The 20,985-nt window shown below is 65.0% G+C and carries 20 protein-coding genes and 1 pseudogene; 18 read left to right on the forward strand and 3 right to left on the reverse strand.

Annotated elements, in window-relative coordinates; all coding sequences use genetic code 11:
• The 3 genes and pseudogenes from AC3WLE_RS29880 to AC3WLE_RS29890 form a co-directional block, all read right to left on the reverse strand.
• A pseudogene (locus AC3WLE_RS29880) lies at nucleotides 1–151 on the reverse strand (2-methylcitrate synthase); the annotation flags it as partial.
• Between the two features lie 51 nt (nucleotides 152–202).
• On the reverse strand, nucleotides 203–1,183 hold the full coding sequence (locus AC3WLE_RS29885) for an HpcH/HpaI aldolase/citrate lyase family protein (protein ID WP_492352076.1): 981 nt from the start codon (nucleotides 1,181–1,183) through the stop codon (nucleotides 203–205).
• A gap of 131 nt (nucleotides 1,184–1,314) precedes the next feature.
• Nucleotides 1,315–2,298 (reverse strand): malate dehydrogenase, encoded by a 984-nt coding sequence (locus AC3WLE_RS29890; protein ID WP_010814614.1) that lies wholly within the window; start codon nucleotides 2,296–2,298, stop codon nucleotides 1,315–1,317.
• 433 nt (nucleotides 2,299–2,731) lie between these two features.
• On the opposite strand from AC3WLE_RS29890, the gene AC3WLE_RS29895 reads away from it, so the two are divergent.
• The 18 genes from AC3WLE_RS29895 to AC3WLE_RS29980 all read left to right on the forward strand — a co-directional run.
• On the forward strand, nucleotides 2,732–3,613 hold the full coding sequence (locus tag AC3WLE_RS29895) for a GntR family transcriptional regulator (RefSeq protein WP_492319823.1): 882 nt from the start codon (nucleotides 2,732–2,734) through the stop codon (nucleotides 3,611–3,613).
• A gap of 280 nt (nucleotides 3,614–3,893) precedes the next feature.
• Nucleotides 3,894–4,304: a succinate dehydrogenase, cytochrome b556 subunit gene (sdhC, locus tag AC3WLE_RS29900; protein WP_010814616.1), complete on the forward strand. Its 411-nt coding sequence runs from the start codon at nucleotides 3,894–3,896 to the stop codon at nucleotides 4,302–4,304.
• A gap of 11 nt (nucleotides 4,305–4,315) precedes the next feature.
• Nucleotides 4,316–4,681: a succinate dehydrogenase, hydrophobic membrane anchor protein gene (gene sdhD / locus AC3WLE_RS29905; RefSeq protein ID WP_010814617.1), complete on the forward strand. Its 366-nt coding sequence runs from the start codon at nucleotides 4,316–4,318 to the stop codon at nucleotides 4,679–4,681.
• Between the two features lie 3 nt (nucleotides 4,682–4,684).
• Nucleotides 4,685–6,463: a succinate dehydrogenase flavoprotein subunit gene (gene sdhA / locus AC3WLE_RS29910; protein ID WP_492319824.1), complete on the forward strand. Its 1,779-nt coding sequence runs from the start codon at nucleotides 4,685–4,687 to the stop codon at nucleotides 6,461–6,463.
• A 34-nt stretch (nucleotides 6,464–6,497) separates the two neighbouring features.
• Complete coding sequence (locus tag AC3WLE_RS29915) at nucleotides 6,498–7,199, forward strand: succinate dehydrogenase iron-sulfur subunit (protein ID WP_010814619.1); 702 nt, start codon at nucleotides 6,498–6,500, stop codon at nucleotides 7,197–7,199.
• Nucleotides 7,200–7,278: 79 nt separating this feature from the next.
• Nucleotides 7,279–7,566, forward strand: a complete 288-nt coding sequence (locus AC3WLE_RS29920) for an FAD assembly factor SdhE (RefSeq protein ID WP_479941077.1) — start codon at nucleotides 7,279–7,281, stop codon at nucleotides 7,564–7,566.
• A gap of 43 nt (nucleotides 7,567–7,609) precedes the next feature.
• The gene (gltA, locus tag AC3WLE_RS29925; RefSeq protein WP_010814621.1) at nucleotides 7,610–8,911 is read left to right on the forward strand and encodes a citrate synthase; all 1,302 of its coding nucleotides are present in this window, start codon (nucleotides 7,610–7,612) and stop codon (nucleotides 8,909–8,911) included.
• 524 nt (nucleotides 8,912–9,435) lie between these two features.
• On the forward strand, nucleotides 9,436–10,551 hold the full coding sequence (locus AC3WLE_RS29930; RefSeq protein WP_011615745.1) for a branched-chain amino acid ABC transporter substrate-binding protein: 1,116 nt from the start codon (nucleotides 9,436–9,438) through the stop codon (nucleotides 10,549–10,551).
• Between the two features lie 85 nt (nucleotides 10,552–10,636).
• The gene (livH, locus tag AC3WLE_RS29935) at nucleotides 10,637–11,563 is read left to right on the forward strand and encodes a high-affinity branched-chain amino acid ABC transporter permease LivH (RefSeq protein WP_010814623.1); all 927 of its coding nucleotides are present in this window, start codon (nucleotides 10,637–10,639) and stop codon (nucleotides 11,561–11,563) included.
• 13 nt (nucleotides 11,564–11,576) lie between these two features.
• Nucleotides 11,577–12,860 carry a high-affinity branched-chain amino acid ABC transporter permease LivM gene (locus AC3WLE_RS29940; protein WP_492319825.1) on the forward strand — a complete coding sequence of 428 codons (1,284 nt, stop codon included), beginning with the start codon at nucleotides 11,577–11,579 and terminating at the stop codon, nucleotides 12,858–12,860.
• Nucleotides 12,857–13,624, forward strand: coding sequence for a high-affinity branched-chain amino acid ABC transporter ATP-binding protein LivG (gene livG / locus AC3WLE_RS29945; RefSeq protein WP_492319826.1), 768 nt, complete (start codon nucleotides 12,857–12,859; stop codon nucleotides 13,622–13,624). The genes AC3WLE_RS29940 and livG overlap by 4 nt, the downstream gene beginning before the upstream one ends.
• The gene (locus AC3WLE_RS29950; protein ID WP_010814626.1) at nucleotides 13,624–14,325 is read left to right on the forward strand and encodes an ABC transporter ATP-binding protein; all 702 of its coding nucleotides are present in this window, start codon (nucleotides 13,624–13,626) and stop codon (nucleotides 14,323–14,325) included. The genes livG and AC3WLE_RS29950 overlap by 1 nt, the downstream gene beginning before the upstream one ends.
• A 331-nt stretch (nucleotides 14,326–14,656) precedes the next feature.
• Nucleotides 14,657–16,066, forward strand: coding sequence for a 3-isopropylmalate dehydratase large subunit (gene leuC, locus AC3WLE_RS29955; protein ID WP_492356199.1), 1,410 nt, complete (start codon nucleotides 14,657–14,659; stop codon nucleotides 16,064–16,066).
• Between the two features lie 19 nt (nucleotides 16,067–16,085).
• Nucleotides 16,086–16,736 (forward strand): 3-isopropylmalate dehydratase small subunit, encoded by a 651-nt coding sequence (leuD, locus tag AC3WLE_RS29960; RefSeq protein WP_492319828.1) that lies wholly within the window; start codon nucleotides 16,086–16,088, stop codon nucleotides 16,734–16,736.
• A gap of 22 nt (nucleotides 16,737–16,758) precedes the next feature.
• Nucleotides 16,759–17,826 (forward strand): 3-isopropylmalate dehydrogenase, encoded by a 1,068-nt coding sequence (gene leuB, locus AC3WLE_RS29965; RefSeq protein ID WP_010814629.1) that lies wholly within the window; start codon nucleotides 16,759–16,761, stop codon nucleotides 17,824–17,826.
• A gap of 113 nt (nucleotides 17,827–17,939) precedes the next feature.
• Nucleotides 17,940–18,071 (forward strand): hypothetical protein, encoded by a 132-nt coding sequence (locus AC3WLE_RS29970; protein ID WP_013957414.1) that lies wholly within the window; start codon nucleotides 17,940–17,942, stop codon nucleotides 18,069–18,071.
• 90 nt (nucleotides 18,072–18,161) lie between these two features.
• On the forward strand, nucleotides 18,162–19,298 hold the full coding sequence (asd, locus tag AC3WLE_RS29975) for an aspartate-semialdehyde dehydrogenase (protein ID WP_492319830.1): 1,137 nt from the start codon (nucleotides 18,162–18,164) through the stop codon (nucleotides 19,296–19,298).
• A 286-nt stretch (nucleotides 19,299–19,584) separates the two neighbouring features.
• Nucleotides 19,585–20,985: type IV pilus assembly protein FimV (locus AC3WLE_RS29980; RefSeq protein ID WP_492363610.1), on the forward strand; the 1,401-nt coding region annotated here is incomplete at its 3' end.

The raw sequence follows: 20,985 nt of genomic DNA on the forward strand, positions 1-20,985 counted from the left end.
GGTCGTTGCCGGTGCGGCCGACGGTGCACAGCGCGGTATTGCCGGCGGTCACGCCCGACAGGGCGACGGATTTCTTGACCCGGGGTGCGGCCGGCTCGCTGGCCGTGGCGTCGGGTGCAGCGGCAGGTGCGGCGAACTTCGAGGCGGACATCCATGTCTCCTTGGGCGCTGCCCTGTTTGTTTTTTGGTATGAGTATCGGCTTCAGGCGAAGAACAGCGCTTCCACGTTGGCCGGCAGCGGCGTGCCGGTGGCCTGCGCGCGCTGCAGCAGCGACCAGTAGTAGCGGTAGCTGGCGCGGTCGTGCAGCTGGCCCTCGTGGCGGATCGGGGCCCAGTTGTTCTCATGCGCCGCCAGCAGGATCTGGCTGGCCGCGCCGATTTCTTCGGCACCGGGGCGGAACGCCGCCACGATCGGTGCGATCTGGCCCGGATGGATGCTCCACTTGCGCAGGTAGCCGAACTCGCTGCGCGCGCGCAGCGCATCGTCGCCGGCGCGCTGCGGCGCCTGCACGTCGGTGCTGACGTTGTGCGACGGCACCTTGCCGTGGCGGTGGCAGGCGGCGGAGATCTCCAGCATGGCGCGCCGGATCAGCGGGTGTTCGAACTGCTGCGGCGAGCGCATGGCCCCGCCGGGGATGGCGCCGTGGTGGGCCGAGACAAAGTCCATCAGGCCGAAGCTCAGGCATTCCACCTGCACCAGCGCGGCAATATCGAAGGCCTGTTCCAGCGCGGCGTGGGTCTCGACCAGCACATGGATCGGGATATGCCGCGCGATGCCGGCATTGCGCGCCACCTGGTTGACGTGATCGGTCACGCGCGCGACCTCGACCACGTCGGTGACCTTGGGCACCACCACATAGGCCAGGCGCGCGCCGGCGGCGCGCACCAGCACGTCGACGTCCTCGCGCCAGCTCGGGTGGGCCGGGTCATGGATGCGCACGCCGACGCGGTTGTGGGCATTGAGCGGGCTGTTGACCAGCTGCGCGCACAGCTCTGCATGCTCGCGCTCATGGCCGACGGCGGCGCCGTCCTCGCAGTCGAAGGTGACGTCGAAGACGGGACCAAGCTCTTGTTGCAGGGCAAGCGATTTGCGCATCAGCTTTTCGCTGCCCGCGTAGTGGTCACACACCGGCAACTGGACCGGGATGGCTTCGCCCTGGAACAAGACCTCGGAAGGATGCACGTTGATTCGGATCGGTTTGGGTTGATGGGGGGAGCAGGGGCCATGGTAGCCCCTGGATATGAAAAAACCGGGGTCCGCGCTGATTCGTGAATCGTTGCGGAACCCCGGTCTTTCCTCGAGCGATCGGAGGATCAGCCCAGCAGGTGCTGCACGCCGGCCTTTTCTTCTTCCAGTTCGTTCAGGGTGATGTTGATCTTTTCCTGGCTGTAGGCGTCGATCTCCAGACCCTTGACGATCTCGTACTTGCCGTTGGCGGTGGTCACCGGGTAGCCGAACATGGTGTCGGCCGGGATGCCGTATTCACCGTTCGACGGGATGCCCATGGTGACGACCTTGCCGTTGGTGCCCAGCACCCAGTCGCGCACGTGGTCGATGGCGGCGTTGGCAGCCGAGGCGGCCGACGACAGGCCACGCGCTTCGATGATGGCGGCGCCGCGCTTGCCGACGGTCGGCAGGAACACGTCGTTGTTCCACACCGGGTCGTTGATCAGGTCCTTGACGCTCTTGCCGTCGACGGTGGCGTAGCGGTAGTCGGCGTACATGGTCGGGCTGTGGTTGCCCCACACGAACAGCTTCTCGATCGACGACACCGGCTTGCCGGTCTTGGCGGCGATTTGCGACAGGGCACGGTTGTGGTCCAGGCGCAGCATCGCGGTGAAGTTCTCGCGCGGCAGGTTCGGTGCCGACTTCATGGCGATGTAGGCGTTGGTGTTGGCCGGGTTGCCGACCACCAGCACCTTGACATTGCGGCTGGCGACTTCGTCCAGCGCCTTGCCCTGCACCGTGAAGATCTGGGCGTTGGCTTCGAGCAGGTCCTTGCGCTCCATGCCCTTGCTGCGCGGACGGGCGCCAACCAGCAGGGCCACGTCGGCGTCCTTGAAGGCAACCTTGGGGTCATCGGTGATGACCACGCCGGCCAGCAGCGGGAACGCGCAGTCTTCCAGCTCCATCACCACGCCCTTGACGGCTTGCTGGGCTTGCGGGAGGTCGAGCAGTTGGAGGATGACCGGCTGGTCTTTGCCCAGCATGTCGCCATTGGCGATGCGGAACAGCAGGGAGTAGCCGATCTGGCCAGCGGCGCCGGTCACTGCGACGCGCATTGGGGCTTTAGCCATGAGTAAATCTCCAAACGATAGAAGGGGGGAAGCCGGTCGGTGGCATGCCGTTGCCGAAACAAGGGGCGCGGCGGGTCACCGGGTGCTGGTTGTCGCCACAGCGGGGAGCGGCCGTCCGCCGGAACCAGGTGGCGGGGCCACGGGGCGGAACCGGTGAGGGAGAGCCACAACGGGTCATGGTGATGCAACAAAGCGTTAGTCTACTGCGAAGCGTGGCGCCATTTCCAGACCGGAGCGCTGCCGGGAATCTGCCGGGCCGATACATTCCGGTATCCTGGCTGCTGCTGGCGGGCCTGGGAGGGCCATCGCGGGCGTGGACCAGCGCGAGTGTAGGCCGGGCCTCCCGTGATGTCAATTCATATGTCTTATATAAGACATAAGACAATTAACGTAAGGCTGGACGTATCTTGCCCTTTTGTGGTGAAATCCCGCTATGTCCTCCCTGCCTACGTCCCTGACTGGCGCAGCCGCACCCGGCGCGCCGGAATCTGGCGCCGCCACGCCTGGCGCCGGGGCGCAGCCGCCTTCTTCGCCGCCCGCGCCTGTGCCGCAGGCGGCCCCGCCATCTGGCCCCGCCTCTGGTCTGCAGTCCGTGCCATCGCCCACCTTCAGCCCGCTCTACCAGCAGATCAAGGCGCTGATCACGCGCAGCCTGCAATCCGGCGAATGGAAGCCCGGCGAGATGATCCCCAGCGAAATGGAGCTGGCCTCGCGCTACAAGGTCAGCCAGGGCACGGTGCGCAAGGCCATCGATGAACTCGCCGCCGAGAACCTGGTGGCGCGCCGGCAGGGCAAGGGCACTTTCGTGACCACGCACCATGAAGACGTGGTCAAGTTCCGCTTCCTGCGCCTCGTCCCGGACGAAGGCGAACCCCATTATGGCGCCAGCCGCGTGCTGGAATGCAAGCGCCTGCGCGCCCCCGCCGAAATTGCCCGGCTGCTCGACATCCGCACCGGCGACAGCGTGGTGCAGATCCGCCGCGTGCTGAATTTCTCGGGCGAGTCGACCGTGCTGGATGAAATCTGGCTGCTCGGCGCCAACTTCAAGGGCCTCACCGCTGAAAAGCTGACCGAGTGGAAGGGCCCCATGTATGCATTGTTCGAGGCCGAGTTCGGTACGCGCATGATCCGCGCCTCGGAGAAGATCCGCGCCGTGCCTGCCGATGAAACCGCGGCCGAGTTGCTGGCTGTCCCGGTAGGCTCGCCGCTGCTGTCAGTCGAGCGGGTGTCGTACACCTATGGCGACCGCCCCGTCGAAGTGCGCCGCGGGCTGTACGTGACTACGCGGCACTATTACCAGAACGACCTGAGCTGACGCCGGCGCATGGCATGATGTGCCCGCTGGCGTTGATTATTGTGGCTTTCGTCATGACGGTGCGGGCTGTTGCGCGGCGCGGCTAATGTTGCGCTGGATTGCCCGCCGGATGTGATTAGTGTGCGATTGTCGGGCGGCACCTGTTGGTGCCTGATAGCTGAAAATTATTGGTGCAGCGCGCAACAAAGGCGCTAAAATCTCATGGATTTGCCCTAATGCATCCCGTTGCATGCAGGGCAGTGGCAGTTTCGTTTTTTGTTTACCGCAAATGGGGTCTCGCATGGCTGAAGCCGTCAAACAAGCCAGGCCGGAGTACCGGAATATCGGTATCGCGCAGATTGCGCGCTACCGGTTGCCCTGGGCCGGCAAGGTATCCATCCTGCATCGCGTGAGCGGTGCACTGATGTTCCTCCTTCTTCCCTTCGTCCTGTATCTGTTTGAGCAGAGCATAACTTCGGAACTGAGCTTCGCAAAGTTCTCGGCGCTTCTGTCCGGTGGCTTCGTCAAGCTGGTTCTGCTGGTCCTGATCTGGGGTTATCTGCATCACTTCTGCGCGGGTATCCGTTTCCTGCTGCTGGATGTGCACGTCGGCGTTTCCAAGCCGGCCTCGGCCAAGTCTGCCATCGGCGTGCTGGTTGTGAGCCTGCTGCTTACCCTGATTTTCGGCCTGAAGCTGTTCGGCCTGTTCTGAGGAGAATCAAGGTGGCAAACAATAATATCGGTCCCAAGCGTCTTGTCGTCGGTGCGCACTACGGCCTGAAAGACTGGCTGGCGCAGCGCGTCACGGCCGTGATCATGGTGGTCTTCACCGTGGTCCTGGCCATTGCCTTCCTGCTGTCGAACGGCGCTTCGTATGAAGCGTGGGCAGGGCTCTTCTCCAACCAGTGGATGAAGATCATCACGTTCCTGACCATCCTGTCGCTGCTGTATCACGCCTGGATCGGCGTGCGCGACATCTGGATGGACTATGTGCGTCCGATGGCGGTTCGCCTCGTGCTGCAAGTTCTTACGATTCTGTGGCTCGTCGGTTGCGCGGGCTACGCTGCTCAGATTCTCTGGAGGGTGTAATAAATGGTCGCAGTCAAGACTGGATTGCCGCGTCGCCGTTTCGACGTGGTCATCGTCGGTGCTGGCGGCGCCGGGATGCGCGCATCCCTCCAGCTCGCGGAAGCCGGCCTGAACGTGGCCGTGCTGTCCAAGGTGTTCCCGACGCGCTCGCACACGGTGGCGGCACAGGGCGGCATCGGCGCTTCGCTGGGGAACATGAGCGAAGACAACTGGCACTACCACTTCTACGACACCATCAAGGGCTCGGACTGGCTGGGTGACCAGGACGCGATCGAGTTCATGTGCCGTGAAGCCCCGAAGGTCGTGTACGAGCTCGAACACTTCGGCATGCCGTTCGACCGCAACCCCGACGGCACCATCTACCAGCGTCCGTTCGGCGGCCACACCGCCAACTACGGTGAAAAGCCGGTGCAGCGCGCCTGCGCCGCGGCTGACCGTACCGGCCACGCGCTGCTGCACACGCTGTACCAGCGCAACGTGCGCGCCAAGACCCACTTCTTCGTCGAGTGGATGGCGCTGGACCTGATCCGTGACCAGGACGGCGACGTGCTGGGCGTGACCGCGCTGGAAATGGAGACCGGCGAGGTCTACATCCTCGAGGCCAAGACCACGCTGTTCGCGACCGGCGGTGCCGGCCGTATCTATGCAGCTTCCACCAACGCCTTCATCAACACCGGTGACGGCCTGGGCATGGCCGCGCGCGCAGGCGTGCCGCTGGAAGACATGGAATTCTGGCAGTTCCACCCGACCGGCGTGGCCGGCGCGGGCGTGCTGATCACCGAAGGCGTGCGCGGCGAAGGCGGTATCCTGCGCAACAAGGACGGCGAGCGCTTCATGGAGCGCTATGCCCCGACGCTGAAGGACCTGGCGCCGCGTGACTTCGTCTCGCGCTCGATGGACCAGGAAATCAAGGAAGGCCGCGGCTGCGGCCCGAACGGCGACTACGTGCTGCTCGACCTGACCCACGTCGGCGCCGAGACCATCATGAAGCGCCTGCCGTCGATCCGCGAAATCGGCATGAAGTTCGCCAACGTCGACGCGATCAAGGAACCGATCCCGGTGGTCCCGACCATCCACTACCAGATGGGTGGCATTCCGACCAACTACCACGGCCAGGTCGTGGTGCCGAAGAACGGCAACCCGAACGAAGTGCTCAACGGCTTCTACGCGATCGGCGAATGCTCGTGCGTGTCGGTGCACGGCGCCAACCGCCTGGGCACCAACTCGCTGCTCGACCTGGTGGTGTTCGGCCGCGCCGCCGGCAATCACATCATCGCCCAGAACCTGAAGCAGAAAGAGCACAAGCCGCTGCCGGCCGACGCCGCTGACCTCGCGCTGTCGCGCCTGGCCAAGCTGCAGTCGTCGTCCTCGGGCGAGTACACGCAGGACGTCGCCAACGACATCCGCAAGAACATGCAGTCGCATGCCGGCGTGTTCCGTACCCAGAAGCTGATGGACGAAGGCGTCGAGCGCATCCTGGAAGTATCCGAGCGTGCCGACAACATCCACCTGAAGGACAAGTCCAAGGTCTTCAACACCGCGCTGGTGGAAGCCCTGGAAGTGGCCAACCTGGTGGAAGTGGCCAAGGCCACCATGATCTCGGCGGCCGCCCGCAAGGAATCGCGCGGTGCCCACGCGCACAGCGACTTCCCGAACCGCGACGACCAGAACTGGCTCAAGCACACGCTGTTCTACAGCGAAGGCAACCGCCTCGACTACAAGCCGGTGAAGATGGAACCGCTGACGGTGGAAAGCGTGCCGCCGAAGGCCCGTACCTTCTGAGCACCGCATCGTAGAGACAACAGGACCCACAGAAATGAAGCGTATTTTCGAAGTCTACCGCTACGATCCGGACAAGGATGCGGCACCGCGCATGCAGACCTACGAGGTCGAGCTGGACGGTCACGAGCGCATGCTGCTGGACGCGCTGGTCAAGCTGAAGAAGCTGGACGAGACCATCTCGTTCCGCCGTTCGTGCCGCGAAGGCGTGTGCGGCTCGGACGCGATGAACATCAACGGCAAGAACGGCCTGGCCTGCCTGACCAATATGCGCGAGCTGCCGGACCGCATCGTGCTGCGTCCGCTGCCCGGCCTGCCGGTGGTGCGCGACCTGATCGTCGACATGACGAACTTCTTCAAGCAGTACAACTCGATCAAGCCGTTCCTGATCAACGACGAGCCGCCGCCCGAGAAAGAGCGCCTGCAGTCGCCGGAAGAGCGTGACGAGCTGGATGGCCTGTACGAGTGCATCCTGTGCGCGAGCTGCTCGACGTCGTGCCCGTCGTTCTGGTGGAACCCGGACAAGTTCGTCGGCCCGGCCGGCCTGCTGCAGGCTTACCGCTTCATCGCGGACAGCCGCGACCAGGCCACCAACGAGCGCCTGGACAACCTGAACGACCCGTACCGCCTGTTCCGCTGCCACAGCATCATGAACTGCGTCGATGTGTGCCCGAAGGGTCTGAACCCGACCAAGGCCATCGGCAAGATCAAGGAGCTGATGGTCCGCCGCGCGGTCTGAGCCTGCGGCTGTCTGCAGTAGTAAGCGGCGCGTCAGCCAGAGCGGCTATATCTGGCTGGCGCGCCGAAAGTAGGAAGCCATGACTGAGAGTCCTGCCACCACCTTCTCCCATCAGGCCGACCCGCACAAGCGCGCACGTCTGCGCTGGCGCGCCCGCCGCGGCCTGCTGGAGAACGACATCATCGTCGAACGTTTTTTCAACCGTTACGAGGAGAGCCTGTCCGACGAGGACGTGGCTTCGCTGAGCGTGCTGTTCGAACTCAGCGACAACGAGTTGATGGACCTGCTCCTTGCGCGCAAGGAACTGGACGGTGAGCTCGACACGCCCCCGATGCAGCGAGTGATCGCCCTGCTGCGTACGGTCTGAGTTTTGGTCAACATTATTATTCACAGCATTTGAAGGATCCGACATGACGCCGTCCGATGTGAAAGCCACGCTATCGTTCTCCGATGGTTCCCCCAGCGTTGAGCTGCCGATCTACACGGGTACCGTTGGCCCGGACGTAATCGACATTCGCAAGCTGTACGGACAGACCGGTAAGTTCACTTACGACCCCGGTTTCATGTCGACGGCTTCGTGCAATTCCAAGATCACCTATATCGACGGTGACAAGGGCGAACTGCTGTACCGCGGCTACCCGATCGAGCAGCTCGCGCAGAAGTGCGACCACCTCGAAACCTGCTACCTGCTGCTCAAGGGCGAGCTGCCCAACGCCAAGCAGAAGGAAGAATTCGTCGGCCACGTGATGAACCACACCATGGTTCACGAGCAGATGCAGTTCTTCATGCGCGGCTTCCGCCGCGACGCGCACCCGATGGCCGTGCTGACCGGCATGGTCGGTGCCATGAGCGCGTTCTACCACGACGCGATGGACATCGATGATCCGCACCAGCGCGAGATCTCGGCCATCCGCCTGATCGCCAAGATGCCGACCCTGGTCGCCATGGCGTACAAGTACAACATCGGCCAGCCGTACATCTACCCGCAGAACGACCTGTCCTACTCGGGCAACTTCATGCGCATGATGTTCGGCACGCCGTGCGCCCCGTACACCGTGAACCCGGTGCTGGAGCGCGCGCTGGACCGCATCTTCATCCTGCACGCCGACCACGAGCAGAACGCGTCGACCTCGACCGTGCGCCTGGCCGGTTCGTCGGGCACCAACCCGTTCGCAGCCATCGCCGCCGGCGTGGCCTGCCTGTGGGGCCCGGCCCACGGCGGCGCCAACGAAGCCGCGCTGAAGATGCTGGAAGAAATCGGCAGCGTCGACAACATCAACGAGTTCATCAAGCAGGTCAAGGACAAGAACTCGGGCGTGCGCCTGATGGGCTTTGGCCACCGCGTGTACAAGAACTACGATCCGCGCGCCAAGCTGATGCGCGAAACCTGCCACGAAGTGCTGGAAGAGCTGGGCCTGCACAACGACCCGCTGTTCAAGCTGGCCATGGAGCTGGAAAAGATCGCGCTGGAAGACGAGTACTTCGTCAGCCGCAAGCTGTACCCGAACGTGGACTTCTACTCGGGCATCGTCCAGCGCGCGCTGGGCATCCCGACCTCGCTGTTCACCTGCATCTTCGCGCTGGCCCGCACCCCGGGCTGGATCTCGCAGTGGGAAGAGATGATTACCGATCCGGAATACAAGATCGGTCGTCCGCGTCAGCTGTTCGTTGGCGCAGCTACCCGCGACGTGCCGGACGTTGCCAAGCGCTGATCGCTGGCTTTTCATCCGGCTGCGCGATGCAGCAATCACAAACGCCCCGGCCCGCCGGGGCGTTTGTGTTTCTGGGCCGGAGCGCCTTGTGCGTCGCAGCAGGGCAGGGAGCAGGAAATTGCCGGATAAGTGGTGAGAACGGCAATTTGCGGAGAATTGTGTCTCAGTCTGTCAATTCAGTTCCGCATTTGTTGTGCGATTTTCGCCTGCGGCAGGAAATTTGACCCTATAATGCGGGCTGCTTTGCCGATGGCAGCCGGGCCACCCTTCCGGCATGCGGTGCGGCAAGCGGGGCAGGCGAATCGCTTGCGCAATAGAGAACGCATCAAACGTTGTCTTTCCGAACCTTGGTCCCCCTACCTCACGGGACTGACACATGCCGGGCCCCGCATAAGCTGTCTCTCCCTTGCAGGCCCGTCTTCCGCGTCTCGGGCGTCTTTATTCGTAGTCCGCGGGTGTTGTTCGATTGCGCAGGTCACACCGTTTCTGCCCGGTTGACCCAAACATAAATCGAGGAGCTCCTGATGACGCTGTCCCGTCTTACGTCCATCTCGCTGGCCGCCGTGCTGGCCACCCTTGGCGCCGCTGCCAACGCCGAAACCGTGAAGATCGCCATTGCCGGCCCGATGAGCGGCTCGGTGGCGCAATATGGCGACATGGTCAAGGCCGGTGCGCTGACCGCGATCGAACAACTCAATGCCAACGGCGGCGCCGGCGGCAACAAGTTCGAAGTGGTGATGATGGACGACGCCTGCGAGCCGAAGCAGGCCGTGGCAGTTGCCAACAAGATCGTCAGCCAGAACATCAAGTACGTGATCGGCCATGTGTGCTCGGGCTCGACCATCCCGGCTTCGGACATCTACGAGAACGAAGGCATCGTCATGGTCACGCCGTCGGCCACCGCGCCGCAGCTGACCGAGACCAAGAAGCGCAAGTACATCTTCCGCACCATCGGCCGCGACGACCAGCAGGGCCCGGCCGCCGCCCAGTACATCATCGGCAAGGTCAAGCCGAAGAAGGTCGCGGTGCTGCACGACAAGCAGTCGTACGGCCAGGGCATCGCCAGTTCGGTGAAGAAGGACCTGGAAGCCGCCAAGATCCCGGTCGCCGTGTTCGAAGGCATCAACGCCGGCGATTCGGACTACTCCGCCGTCATCACCAAGCTCAAGTCGCAGGGCGTGGACTTCGTCTACTTCGGCGGCTACCACCCGGAAATGGGCCTGCTGCTGCGCCAGGCGCGCGAGCAGGGCGTGAAGGCCGCGTTCATGGGCCCCGAGGGCGTGGGCAACAAGGACGTGACGGCGATCGCCGGCCCGTCCTCGGAAGGCATGCTGGTGACGCTGCCGGCAGACTTCTCGGCCGACCCGGCCAACGCCGCGCTGGTGAAGGCCTTTGCCGACAAGAAGCGTGACGCCAACGGTCCGTTCCAGATGCCGGCTTATGCCGCCGTCAAGATCATCGGCGACGCCATTGCCGGCGCCAAGAGCACCGACCCGACCAAGGTCGCGGCGTACATGCACAAGAACGCCTTCACCACCCCGATCGGCAAGGTCGAGTACGACGACAAGGGCGACCTGAAGTCCTTCAAGTTCGTGGTCTACACCTGGCACAAGGACGCCAGCAAGACGGCCGCCAACTAAGCCGGCGCTTTTCCACGCACACGCCCCGCCCGGACCCCGGGCGGGGCGTTCTGGTATCGGGCTTCAAGTTCCTGAGGCTTCCCCAATGAATGAATTCCTTCCACAGTTCACCCAGCAGCTGGTCAACGGCCTGACGCTGGGTGCGATCTATGCGCTGATCGCCATCGGCTACACAATGGTCTACGGCATCATCGGCATGATCAATTTCGCGCACGGCGAGATTTATATGATCGGTGCCTATGTCGGCCTGGTCACGCTCACCGCGATCGGCGCCCAGGCAGGCTACCCCCTGCCGCTGGTGCTGGGCGCCGCCTTGCTGGTCTCGGTGCTGGTCACCGGGGTGTACGGCTATGCGGTCGAGCGGGTGGCATACCGGCCCTTGCGCGGCGGACCGCGGCTGGTGCCGCTGATCTCGGCCATCGGCATGTCGATCTTCCTGCAGAACTATGTCCAGATCGGGCAGGGCGCGCGCGACGTGTCGGTGCCGGTGCTGATCTCGGGCGCCATCGAGTTCCAGATGGGCAGCGACTTCACCGTGACGGTGCCGTACTCGCGCCTGCTGATCGTGGGCGTGACGCTGGTGCTGATGATCGCGCTGACGCTGTTTATCGGCCGTTCGCGCATGGGCCGTGCCTGCCGCGCCTGCGCCGAAGACATGCGCATGGCCAACCTGCTGGGCATCGACACCAACAAGGTGATTTCCTTCACTTTCGTGCTGGGCGCGATGCTGGCGGCGGTGGGCGGCGTGCTGATCGGGCTGACCATCGGCAAGCTCAATCCCTTTATCGGCTTTATCGCCGGCATCAAGGCCTTTACCGCGGCGGTGCTGGGCGGCATCGGCAGCATCCCGGGCGCGATGCTCGGCGGCGTGCTGCTGGGCCTGGCGGAGACCTTCGCCTCGGGCTATATGCCGGCCGAGTACAAGGACGTGGTGGCGTTCAGCCTGCTGGTGCTGGTGCTGCTGTTCCGTCCGACCGGGCTGCTGGGCAAGCCTGACGTCGAAAAGGTCTGAGGGAGGACGAGACATGACTAACAACGTTTCCGCGATGCCCGCGGGCAAGGCCGCCGCACGCGGCGCCGCACCGGGACAATCGCTCAAGAATGCGATCACGGCCGCCGTGATGACGGCCATCCTGACCATTCCCATCCTGGGCCTGCAGCTCAAGCTGGAAGGCTACAAGGTCGTGCTGGAGCCGCACTGGCGGCCGGTGTGGATCGCCGTGGCGGCGGTCTTCCTGTTCCAGCTGTTCAAGCCGCTGCTGTCGCGCGCCGGCAGCGCGGTGCGCCTGCCGGCGGTGCCGCAGCTGGGCGCCCGGCAGCAGCGCGTGGCGGTATGGGTGCTGCTGGCGGTCGGGCTGGTGTGGCCGTTCTTCGGCTCGCGCGGCGCGGTCGACGTGGCCACGCTGGCGCTGATCTACGTGATCCTGGGCCTGGGCCTGAATATCGTGGTGGGCTATGCCGGCCTGCTCGACCTGGGCTATGTCGGCTTCTACGCCATCGGCGGCTACACCTACGCGCTGCTCAACCAGTATTTCGGGCTGGGCTTCTGGGAATGCCTGCCGATCGCCGCCGCGATGTCGGCCACCTTCGGCTTCCTGCTGGGGTTCCCGGTGCTGCGTTTGCGCGGCGACTACCTGGCCATCGTGACACTTGGCTTCGGCGAGATCATCCGCCTGCTGGCCAATAACCTGACCAGCCTGACCGGCGGCCCGGATGGCGTGTCCGGCATCCCGAAGCCGACCGTGTTCGGCATCGAGATGGCGCGCAGCGCGAGCGTGGAGGGCGCCAAGACCTTTCATGACCTGCTGGGCTGGGACTACAGCGGCCAGCACATGGTGATCTTCCTGTACCTGCTGGCGCTGCTGCTGGTGGGCTTCACGCTGTTCGTCACCAGCCGCCTGATCCGCATGCCGATGGGCCGCGCCTGGGAAGCGCTGCGCGACGACGAGATCGCGTGCCGCTCGCTGGGCCTGAACCCGACCCGCATCAAGCTGTCGGCGTTCACGCTGGGGGCTTCGTTCGCCGGCATCGGCGGCGCTTTCTTCGCGGCGCGCCAGGGCCTGGTCAATCCGGAATCGTTCACCTTCATCGAGTCGGCGCTGATCCTCGCCGTGGTGGTGCTGGGCGGCATGGGTTCGCAGCTGGGCGTGATCCTGGCGGCGATCCTGCTGACGGTGCTGCCCGAGGTGGCGCGCGGTTTTGCCGAATATCGCATGCTGATCTTCGGCCTGGTGATGGTGCTGATGATGATGTGGCGTCCGCAGGGCCTGCTGCCCGCGAGCCGTCCCCACGTGGAGTTGCCGAAATGAGCGCGGATTTGCTGAAAGTCTCCGGCCTGCAGATGCGCTTCGGCGGCTTGCTGGCCGTGGACGGTATTGATTTCAATGTGCGCAGCGACGAGGTCTTCGCCATCATCGGCCCCAATGGCGCCGGCAAGACCACGGTGTTCAACTGCGTGGGCGGTTTCTACAAGCCCACCGCGGGCGAGGTCACGCTGGACGGCCACGCCATCGCCGGCCTGCCCAGCCACCAGGTGGCGCGCAAGGGCCTGGTGCGGACCTTCCAGAACATCCGCCTGTTCAAGTCGCTGACGGTGGTGGAAAACCTGCTGGTGGCGCAGCACCGCCAGGTGCAGGCGGGCATCCTGCGCGGCTTGTTCGCTACGCCGGCCTACCGCCGCGCCGAGCGCGAGGCGCTGGAGCGCGCCGCGGTCTGGCTCGAACGCATGGGGCTGACCTCGGTGGCCAACCGCGAGGCGGGCACGCTGTCGTACGGCCACCAGCGCCGGCTGGAGATTGCGCGCTGCATGATCACCAAGCCGCGCCTGTTGATGCTGGACGAGCCGGCGGCCGGCCTGAACCCGCAGGAGAAGATCGAGCTGCAGCAGCTGATCGACCAGCTGCGGCGCGAGTTCGGCATCTCGGTGCTGCTGATCGAGCACGACATGAGCCTGGTGATGGGCGTGTCCGACCGCATCCTGGTGATGGAGCACGGCAAGCCGATCGTGATTGGCAAGCCCGAGCAAGTGCGCAACGACCCGCGCGTGATCAAGGCCTACCTGGGAGAGGACTGATGCTGAAGCTGGAACAGGTCCATACCCACTACGGCGCCGTCGAGGCGCTGTCGGGCGTATCGATCGAAGTCAACAAGGGGGAGATCGTCACCCTGATCGGCAGCAACGGCGCCGGCAAGACGACGCTGATGATGACCGTGTGCGGCACGCCGCGCGCGTCCAGCGGACGCGTGACGTTCGAAGGGCAGGACATCACCAACCGGTCCACGCACGAGATCATGCGCTTGGGGCTCGCGATCTCGCCCGAGGGCCGGCGCGTGTTCCCGAGCCTGACGGTGCTGGAGAACCTGAAGATGGGCGCTTTCTTCGCCAGGCGCGACGAGATCGAGGCGGGCATCGAGCACGTCTTCAAGCTGTTCCCGCGCCTGAACCAGCGCGCCAGCCAGCGCGCCGGCACCATGTCGGGCGGCGAGCAGCAGATGCTGGCGATCGGCCGCGCGCTGATGAGCCGGCCGCGCCTGCTGCTGCTGGACGAGCCCACGCTCGGTCTGGCGCCGCTGATCATCGCGCAGATCTTCGACATCATCCGCACCATTCGTGACGAAGGCGTCACCGTGTTCCTGGTCGAGCAGAACGCCAACAAGGCGCTGCAGGTCGCGGACCGCGGCTATGTGCTCGAAACCGGCAAGGTGGTGCTGGCTGATACCGGCGCCAACCTGCTGGCCAACGACCGGATCAAGGCCGCCTACCTGGGCGGCTGAGCCCAACAGGCGCGGCCCCGCCTGGCGGGCCGCGGCCTTTTCCTTTTCGCCATCCGCGAAATCCCCCTTTCGCCAATCACATTACATTGCAGCCGCTGCCCGGGCCGGGCAGGGGGCTGAGTGCCATACCCCCTGTGGCATAATCAATTGCCAAGTCAAGCATTGCGGCAACGCTTGAAGTAACGCTCGCTTCAGGCGGCTTCCGGCGCGATTATCGCTATCGCCACCCGCTCGCCACCGCGACCGAAGCGAATAAAACCCCTGCAAACTACCGCGCGGTCACCGCAGACCACTCCTGCAAAGGATCGGTCTTTCGGCCCGCCATCGCATCATGGCCAAGACGCTCTACGACAAACTCTGGGATGACCACACCGTCCACGTCGAGGAAGACGGCACCACGCTGCTCTATATCGACCGCCACCTGCTGCATGAAGTGACCAGCCCGCAGGCGTTCGAGGGGCTGAAGCTGGCGGAGCGTCCGGTATGGCGCATCAGCGCCAACCTGGCCGTGTCGGACCACAACGTGCCGACCACCGACCGCAGCCAGGGCATTGCCGATCCGGTATCGAAGCTGCAGGTCGATACGCTGGATGCCAACTGCGACAGCTACGGCATCACCCAGTTCAAGATGAACGACCACCGCCAGGGCATCGTGCACGTGATCGGGCCGGAGCAGGGCGCGACGCTGCCGGGCATGACGGTGGTGTGCGGCGACTCGCATACCAGCACGCATGGCGCGTTTGGCGCGCTGGCGCATGGCATCGGCACGTCGGAAGTGGAGCACGTGCTGGCCACGCAGACGCTGCTGGGCAAGAAGGCCAAGAACATGCTGGTCAAGGTGGAAGGCAAGCTGCCGCGCGGCTGCACCGCCAAGGACATCGTGCTGGCCGTGATCGGCAAGATCGGCACCGCGGGCGGCACCGGCTACACCATCGAGTTCGCCGGCTCGGCCATCCGCGACCTGACCATGGAAGGCCGCATGACGGTCTGCAACATGGCCATCGAGGCGGGCGCGCGCGCCGGCCTGGTGGCGGTGGACGACGTCACGCTCGAATACGTGAAGGGCCGCCCCTACGCGCCGCAGGGCGTGGAGTGGGAGCAGGCCGTGGCCTACTGGCGCACGCTGCATTCGGATGCCGGGGCCAAGTTCGACCAGGTGGTCGAGCTGCGCTCCGAGGATGTCCGTCCGCAGGTGACCTGGGGTACCTCGCCGGAAATGGTGATCAGCATCGAAGACCGCGTGCCGGACCCAGAGAAGGAAAAGGACCCGAACAAGCGCAACGCGATGGAGCGCGCGCTCGAATACATGGGCCTGCAGCCCAACGTGCCGGTCGAGAGCATCAATATCGACAAGGTCTTCATCGGTTCGTGCACCAACAGCCGCATCGAAGACATGCGCGCCGCCGCGTGGGTGGTGCAGAAGCTTGGCCGCAAGGTTGCCGGCAACGTGAAGCTGGCGATGGTGGTGCCGGGCTCGGGCCTGGTCAAGGAACAGGCCGAGCGCGAAGGCCTGGACAAGATCTTCAAGGCCGCCGGTTTTGAATGGCGCGAGCCGGGCTGCTCGATGTGCCTGGCGATGAATGCCGACCGCCTCGAGGCGGGCGAGCGTTGCGCGTCGACTTCGAACCGCAACTTCGAAGGCCGCCAGGGCGCGGGCGGGCGCACCCACCTGGTGAGCCCGGCGATGGCAGCGGCCGCAGCCATCGAAGGCCATTTCGTCGATATCCGCAAGCTGGGCTGAAGAAGCAAGGAAAGAGAACATGGACAAGTTCACCGTACACAGCGGCCTCGTAGCCCCGCTCGACCGCGAGAACGTCGATACCGACGCCATCATCCCGAAGCAGTTCCTGAAGTCGATCAAGCGCACCGGCTTCGGCCCCAACCTGTTCGACGAGTGGCGCTACAAGGACGTCGGCGAGCCCGGCATGGACAACAGCAAGCGTCCGCTGAACCCGGACTTCGTGCTGAACCAGCCGCGCTACCAGGGCGCGTCGATCCTGCTGGCGCGCCGCAACTTCGGCTGCGGCAGCTCGCGCGAGCACGCGCCGTGGGCGCTGACCCAATACGGCTTCCGCGCCGTGATCGCGCCCAGCTTTGCCGACATCTTCTTCAACAACTGCTACAAGAACGGCCTCTTGCCGGTGGTGCTGACCGAACAGCAGGTCGACCACCTGTTCAACGAGACCAACGCCTTCAACGGCTACAAGCTGACCATCGACCTGGACAAGCAGGTGGTGCTGACGGCGGGCGGCCAGGCGTATGAGTTCGACATCGCCCCGTTCCGCAAGTACTGCATGCTGAACGGCTTCGACGATATCGGCCTGACGCTGCGCCATGCCGACAAGATCAAGGCCTATGAGGCCGAGCGCGTGGCCAGGATGCCGTGGCTGAACAACCGCCTGGTCGGATAAGACTCAACGAGGAAAGACAACAATGAAGATCGCAGTCCTGCCGGGTGACGGCATCGGTCCCGAAATCGTCGCGGAGGCCGTCAAGGTCCTGAACGCGCTCGACGAGAAGTTCGAACTGGAAACCGCCCCGGTGGGCGGCGCCGGCTACGAGGCCGAAGGCCATCCGCTGCCGGAAAACACCCTGAAGCTGGCCAAGGAAGCCGACGCCATCCTGTTCGGCGCCGTCGGCGACTGGAAGTACGACAGCCTAGATCGTCCGCTGCGTCCGGAGCAGGCCATCCTGGGCCTGCGCAAGCACCTGCAGCTGTTCGCCAACTTCCGCCCGGCGATCTGCTATCCGGAACTGACCGGCGCCTCGAGCCTGAAGCCCGAGCTGGTGGCCGGCCTCGACATCCTGATCGTGCGCGAACTGAACGGCGACATCTACTTCGGCCAGCCGCGCGGCGTGCGCGAAGCGCCGGACGGCCTGTTCAAGGGCGCGCGCGAAGGCTTCGACACCATGCGCTACAGCGAGCCGGAAATCCGCCGCATCGCCCACGTGGCGTTCCAGGCCGCGGCCAAGCGCGGCAAGAAGCTGTGCAGCGTCGACAAGGCCAACGTGCTCGAGACCTTCCAGTTCTGGAAGGACATCGTGATCGAGGTGCACAAGGAGTACCCGGAGGTCGAGCTGTCGCACATGTACGTCGACAACGCGGCCATGCAGCTGGTCAAGGCGCCCAAGAGCTTCGACGTGATCGTCACCGGCAATATGTTCGGCGACATCCTGTCGGATGAGGCCGCCATGCTGACCGGCTCGATCGGCATGCTGCCGTCGGCGTCGCTGGATGCCAACAACAAGGGCCTGTACGAGCCGTCGCACGGTTCTGCACCCGACATCGCCGGCAAGGGCGTGGCCAACCCGCTGGCGACGATCCTGTCGGCGGCGATGATGCTGCGCTACTCGCTGAACCGCGCCGAGCAGGCTGACCGCATCGAGAACGCCGTCAAGAAGGTGCTGGCCCAAGGCTACCGCACCGGCGACATCCTGACGCCGGGTTGCAAGCAGGTCGGTACCCGCGAGATGGGTGACGCCGTGCTGGCGGCACTGTAAGTCACACCGGAAGGGGGCACTGCGCGAGTAGTGCCCCCTTTGTCTGATTTGTCCCCGTTATTTCCCGTATTTGCACGCTGCGGCAGCGCCGCAAAATCGTGTAAACTCTGCCGATGGCCCGATTTTCCCAGTCCACCCTGACTGCTGTTGCTGCCCTGACCGCTACCCGCGGCCCGGTCGGCACGATTTCGCTCGGCCAGACCGCAACGACGATTAAAACCATTATTAAAACCGCGATCGCCTAGATCCGTTCGTCGTGCCTGCCCGTCTTCCCCGCGCAGCCACGCCGGGCGAGGAAAATGGCGGGGAAGTAAAAATCACATCCGAGGTAAATCATGATTGTAGGTCTCGTCGGTTGGCGGGGAATGGTCGGCAGCGTCCTGATGCAGCGCATGCAGGAAGAGCGTGATTTCGACCATATCGAGCCCGTCTTCTTCAGCACGTCCAATGCCGGCGGCAAGGCGCCCGCCATGGCGAAGAACGAAACCACGCTGAAAGATGCCAATGACATCGAAGCGCTGAAGAAGTGCGACGTGGTGCTGACCGCCCAGGGCGGCGACTACACCAACGAGGTCTTCCCCAAGCTGCGCGCGGCCGGCTGGAAGGGCTACTGGATCGACGCAGCGTCCTCGCTGCGGATGAAGGACGATGCCATCATCGTGCTGGATCCGGTCAACCAGGATGTGATCAAGGACGCGCTGTCCAAGGGCGTCAAGAATTTCATCGGCGGCAACTGCACGGTCAGCTGCATGCTGATGGGCCTCGGCGGCCTGTTCCAGGCCGACCTGATCGAGTGGATGACGTCGATGACGTACCAGGCCGCTTCCGGCGGCGGTGCGCAGCATATGCGCGAGCTGCTGACGCAGTTCGGCACGCTGAACGCGTCGGTCAAGCCGCTGCTGGACAACCCGGCCTCGGCCATCCTGGAAATCGACCGCACCATCCTGGCGACCCAGCACGGCCTGTCCGCCGAGGAAACCAAGCAGTTCGGCGTGCCGCTGGCCGGCAACCTGATCCCCTGGATCGACAAGGACCTGGGCAATGGCCAGTCCAAGGAAGAATGGAAGGGCGGCGCCGAGACCAACAAGATCCTGGGCCGCGGCGAAGGCTTCCTGGGTGCGACCGGCGCCACGCCGATCGCCGTCGACGGCCTGTGCGTGCGCATTGGCGCCATGCGCTGCCACTCGCAGGCGCTGACCATCAAGCTGCGCAAGGATGTGCCGCTCGATGAGATCGAAGGCATGCTGGCCGCCCACAACCCGTGGGCCAAGGTGGTGCCGAATACGCGTGAAGCCAGCATGACCGACCTGACCCCGGCTGCCGTGACCGGCACGCTGACCATCCCGGTCGGCCGCCTGCGCAAGATGCAGATGGGCGGCGAGTACCTGTCCGCGTTCACGGTCGGCGACCAGCTGCTGTGGGGCGCGGCCGAACCGCTGCGCCGCATGCTGCGTATCCTGATCGAGTCCTGATCCGGTGCTCCCTCTTGTTGCCTGGTTGCGTCCGTTGCAGCCAGGCAACAGAATGGACCGCTTTGCCGACAACGCCGCGCCCATGCGCGGCGTTGTTGTATCCGGGCGCCTATTTTCCCTGGTGATGCGTCACAATACGCCGGCATGCGCTTCGCGCCAGGCAGGGTTTGGCGTCTGCGCGCGGCTGGAGAAGGGGTGCGCCGAGAACGCCTCGCCAGCCTGCCGGACCTGGTTTTGGGGTCGGTCTGTCGATTCATATCGCTACTAAAACATAACGGAGCATAAGGTGAGTGTGAGCCAACATCGCCGGAAAGATGCGCCTACCGCCCGTCAGCGCTGGTCAACGCTGGCCGTCACGGCACTGGGCCTGCTGCTTGCGCAGCCGGCCGCATATGCCGCGGGGTTCGGGCAATTGCGGGTTCAGTCGAATCTGGGGCAGCCGTTGCAGGCTGAGATCGACATCAGTGGGGTCAGTGCCGAAGAGGCCGCCGGGCTCAGCGTCAAGCTGGCGTCGCCAGCGGCGTATGCCGCGGCCGGGCTGACCTACCTGCCGGCCGTCAGCAGCCTGCGGCTGGAGGTGGAGCGCCGCCCGAACGGCAGCTATGTGGCCCGGGTCCGCTCCAACCAGCCGATCAGCGAGCCCTTTGTCGACATCCTGGTCGACATGAGCTGGGCCAGCGGCAAGGTCTCGCGCGCCTATACCTTCCTGCTTGACCCTGCCGGGGCCAAGCCTTCGAACCAGACCTTCTCGCCGGCGACGGTGGTGCAGGCGGCGACGCCGGATGCGCCGCCCGTAGCGGCACCGGCACCTGCCGCCGCGCCGCAGCCTGCGCCGGCCCAGGAAGCCGCGCCCGCCGCGGCTGCCGAGGCAGTCAAGCCAGCCGCGCCCGCGCGCCCGGCCCGCCAGAGCGCAAAGCGGGCGCCGGCACCGGCCGCCAGCGGCAGCACCGAGATGGCACCCGGCGGCGGCTACACCGTGCAGCGCGGCGACACGCTCTACGCCATTGCCGGCGAGGCCGTGCAAGGCCAGGAATCGGTCTCGCTGGACCAGATGCTGGTGGCGCTCTACCGTAACAATCCCAACGCCTTTATCGGCGGCAACATGAACCGGCTGCGCAGCGGCGCGGTGCTGCAGGTCCCGACCCAGCAGCAGGCGCAAGCCGTCGCACCCAAGGCCGCCCGCCGCGAGGTGGTGGCGCGCACGCAGGGCTTCGATGCCTACCGCGGCCGGCTGGCCAGCGCTGCTGCGGCCAAGTCGGTCGAGCCCGACAGCGGCCGCCAGCAGTCCGGCAACGTGACCGCCCGGGTGCAGGAGCAGGCCGCCCCGACCGACGGCCCGCGCGATGAACTGAAGCTCAGCAAGGCCGCGCGTGGCGCACAGGCCGACGCCGCGGCCAGGGCCGAAGCCGGCGTCGCGCGCGAGCGTGAGCTCAAGGAGGCGCAAGCCCGCCTGGCGCAGCTGGAAAAGAACGTCGGCGACATGCAGAAGCTGCTCGAGCTGAAGAACGCCGAGATCGCCAAGCTGAGCCAGGCCAACCAGGCGGTGCTGGCCGAGAAGGAAAAGGCTGAGGCCGCGGCCAAGGCCGCGGCGGCGGCGCCGACCGTGGTGGCGGCCCAGCCGCCGAAGGCCGATGCCGTGGCCCCGGCCCCGGTTGCGGTCGCCGCGACGGCTGCCGCAACCGCAGCC

Source organism: Cupriavidus sp. FW306-1B-F12B (assembly GCF_058781795.1).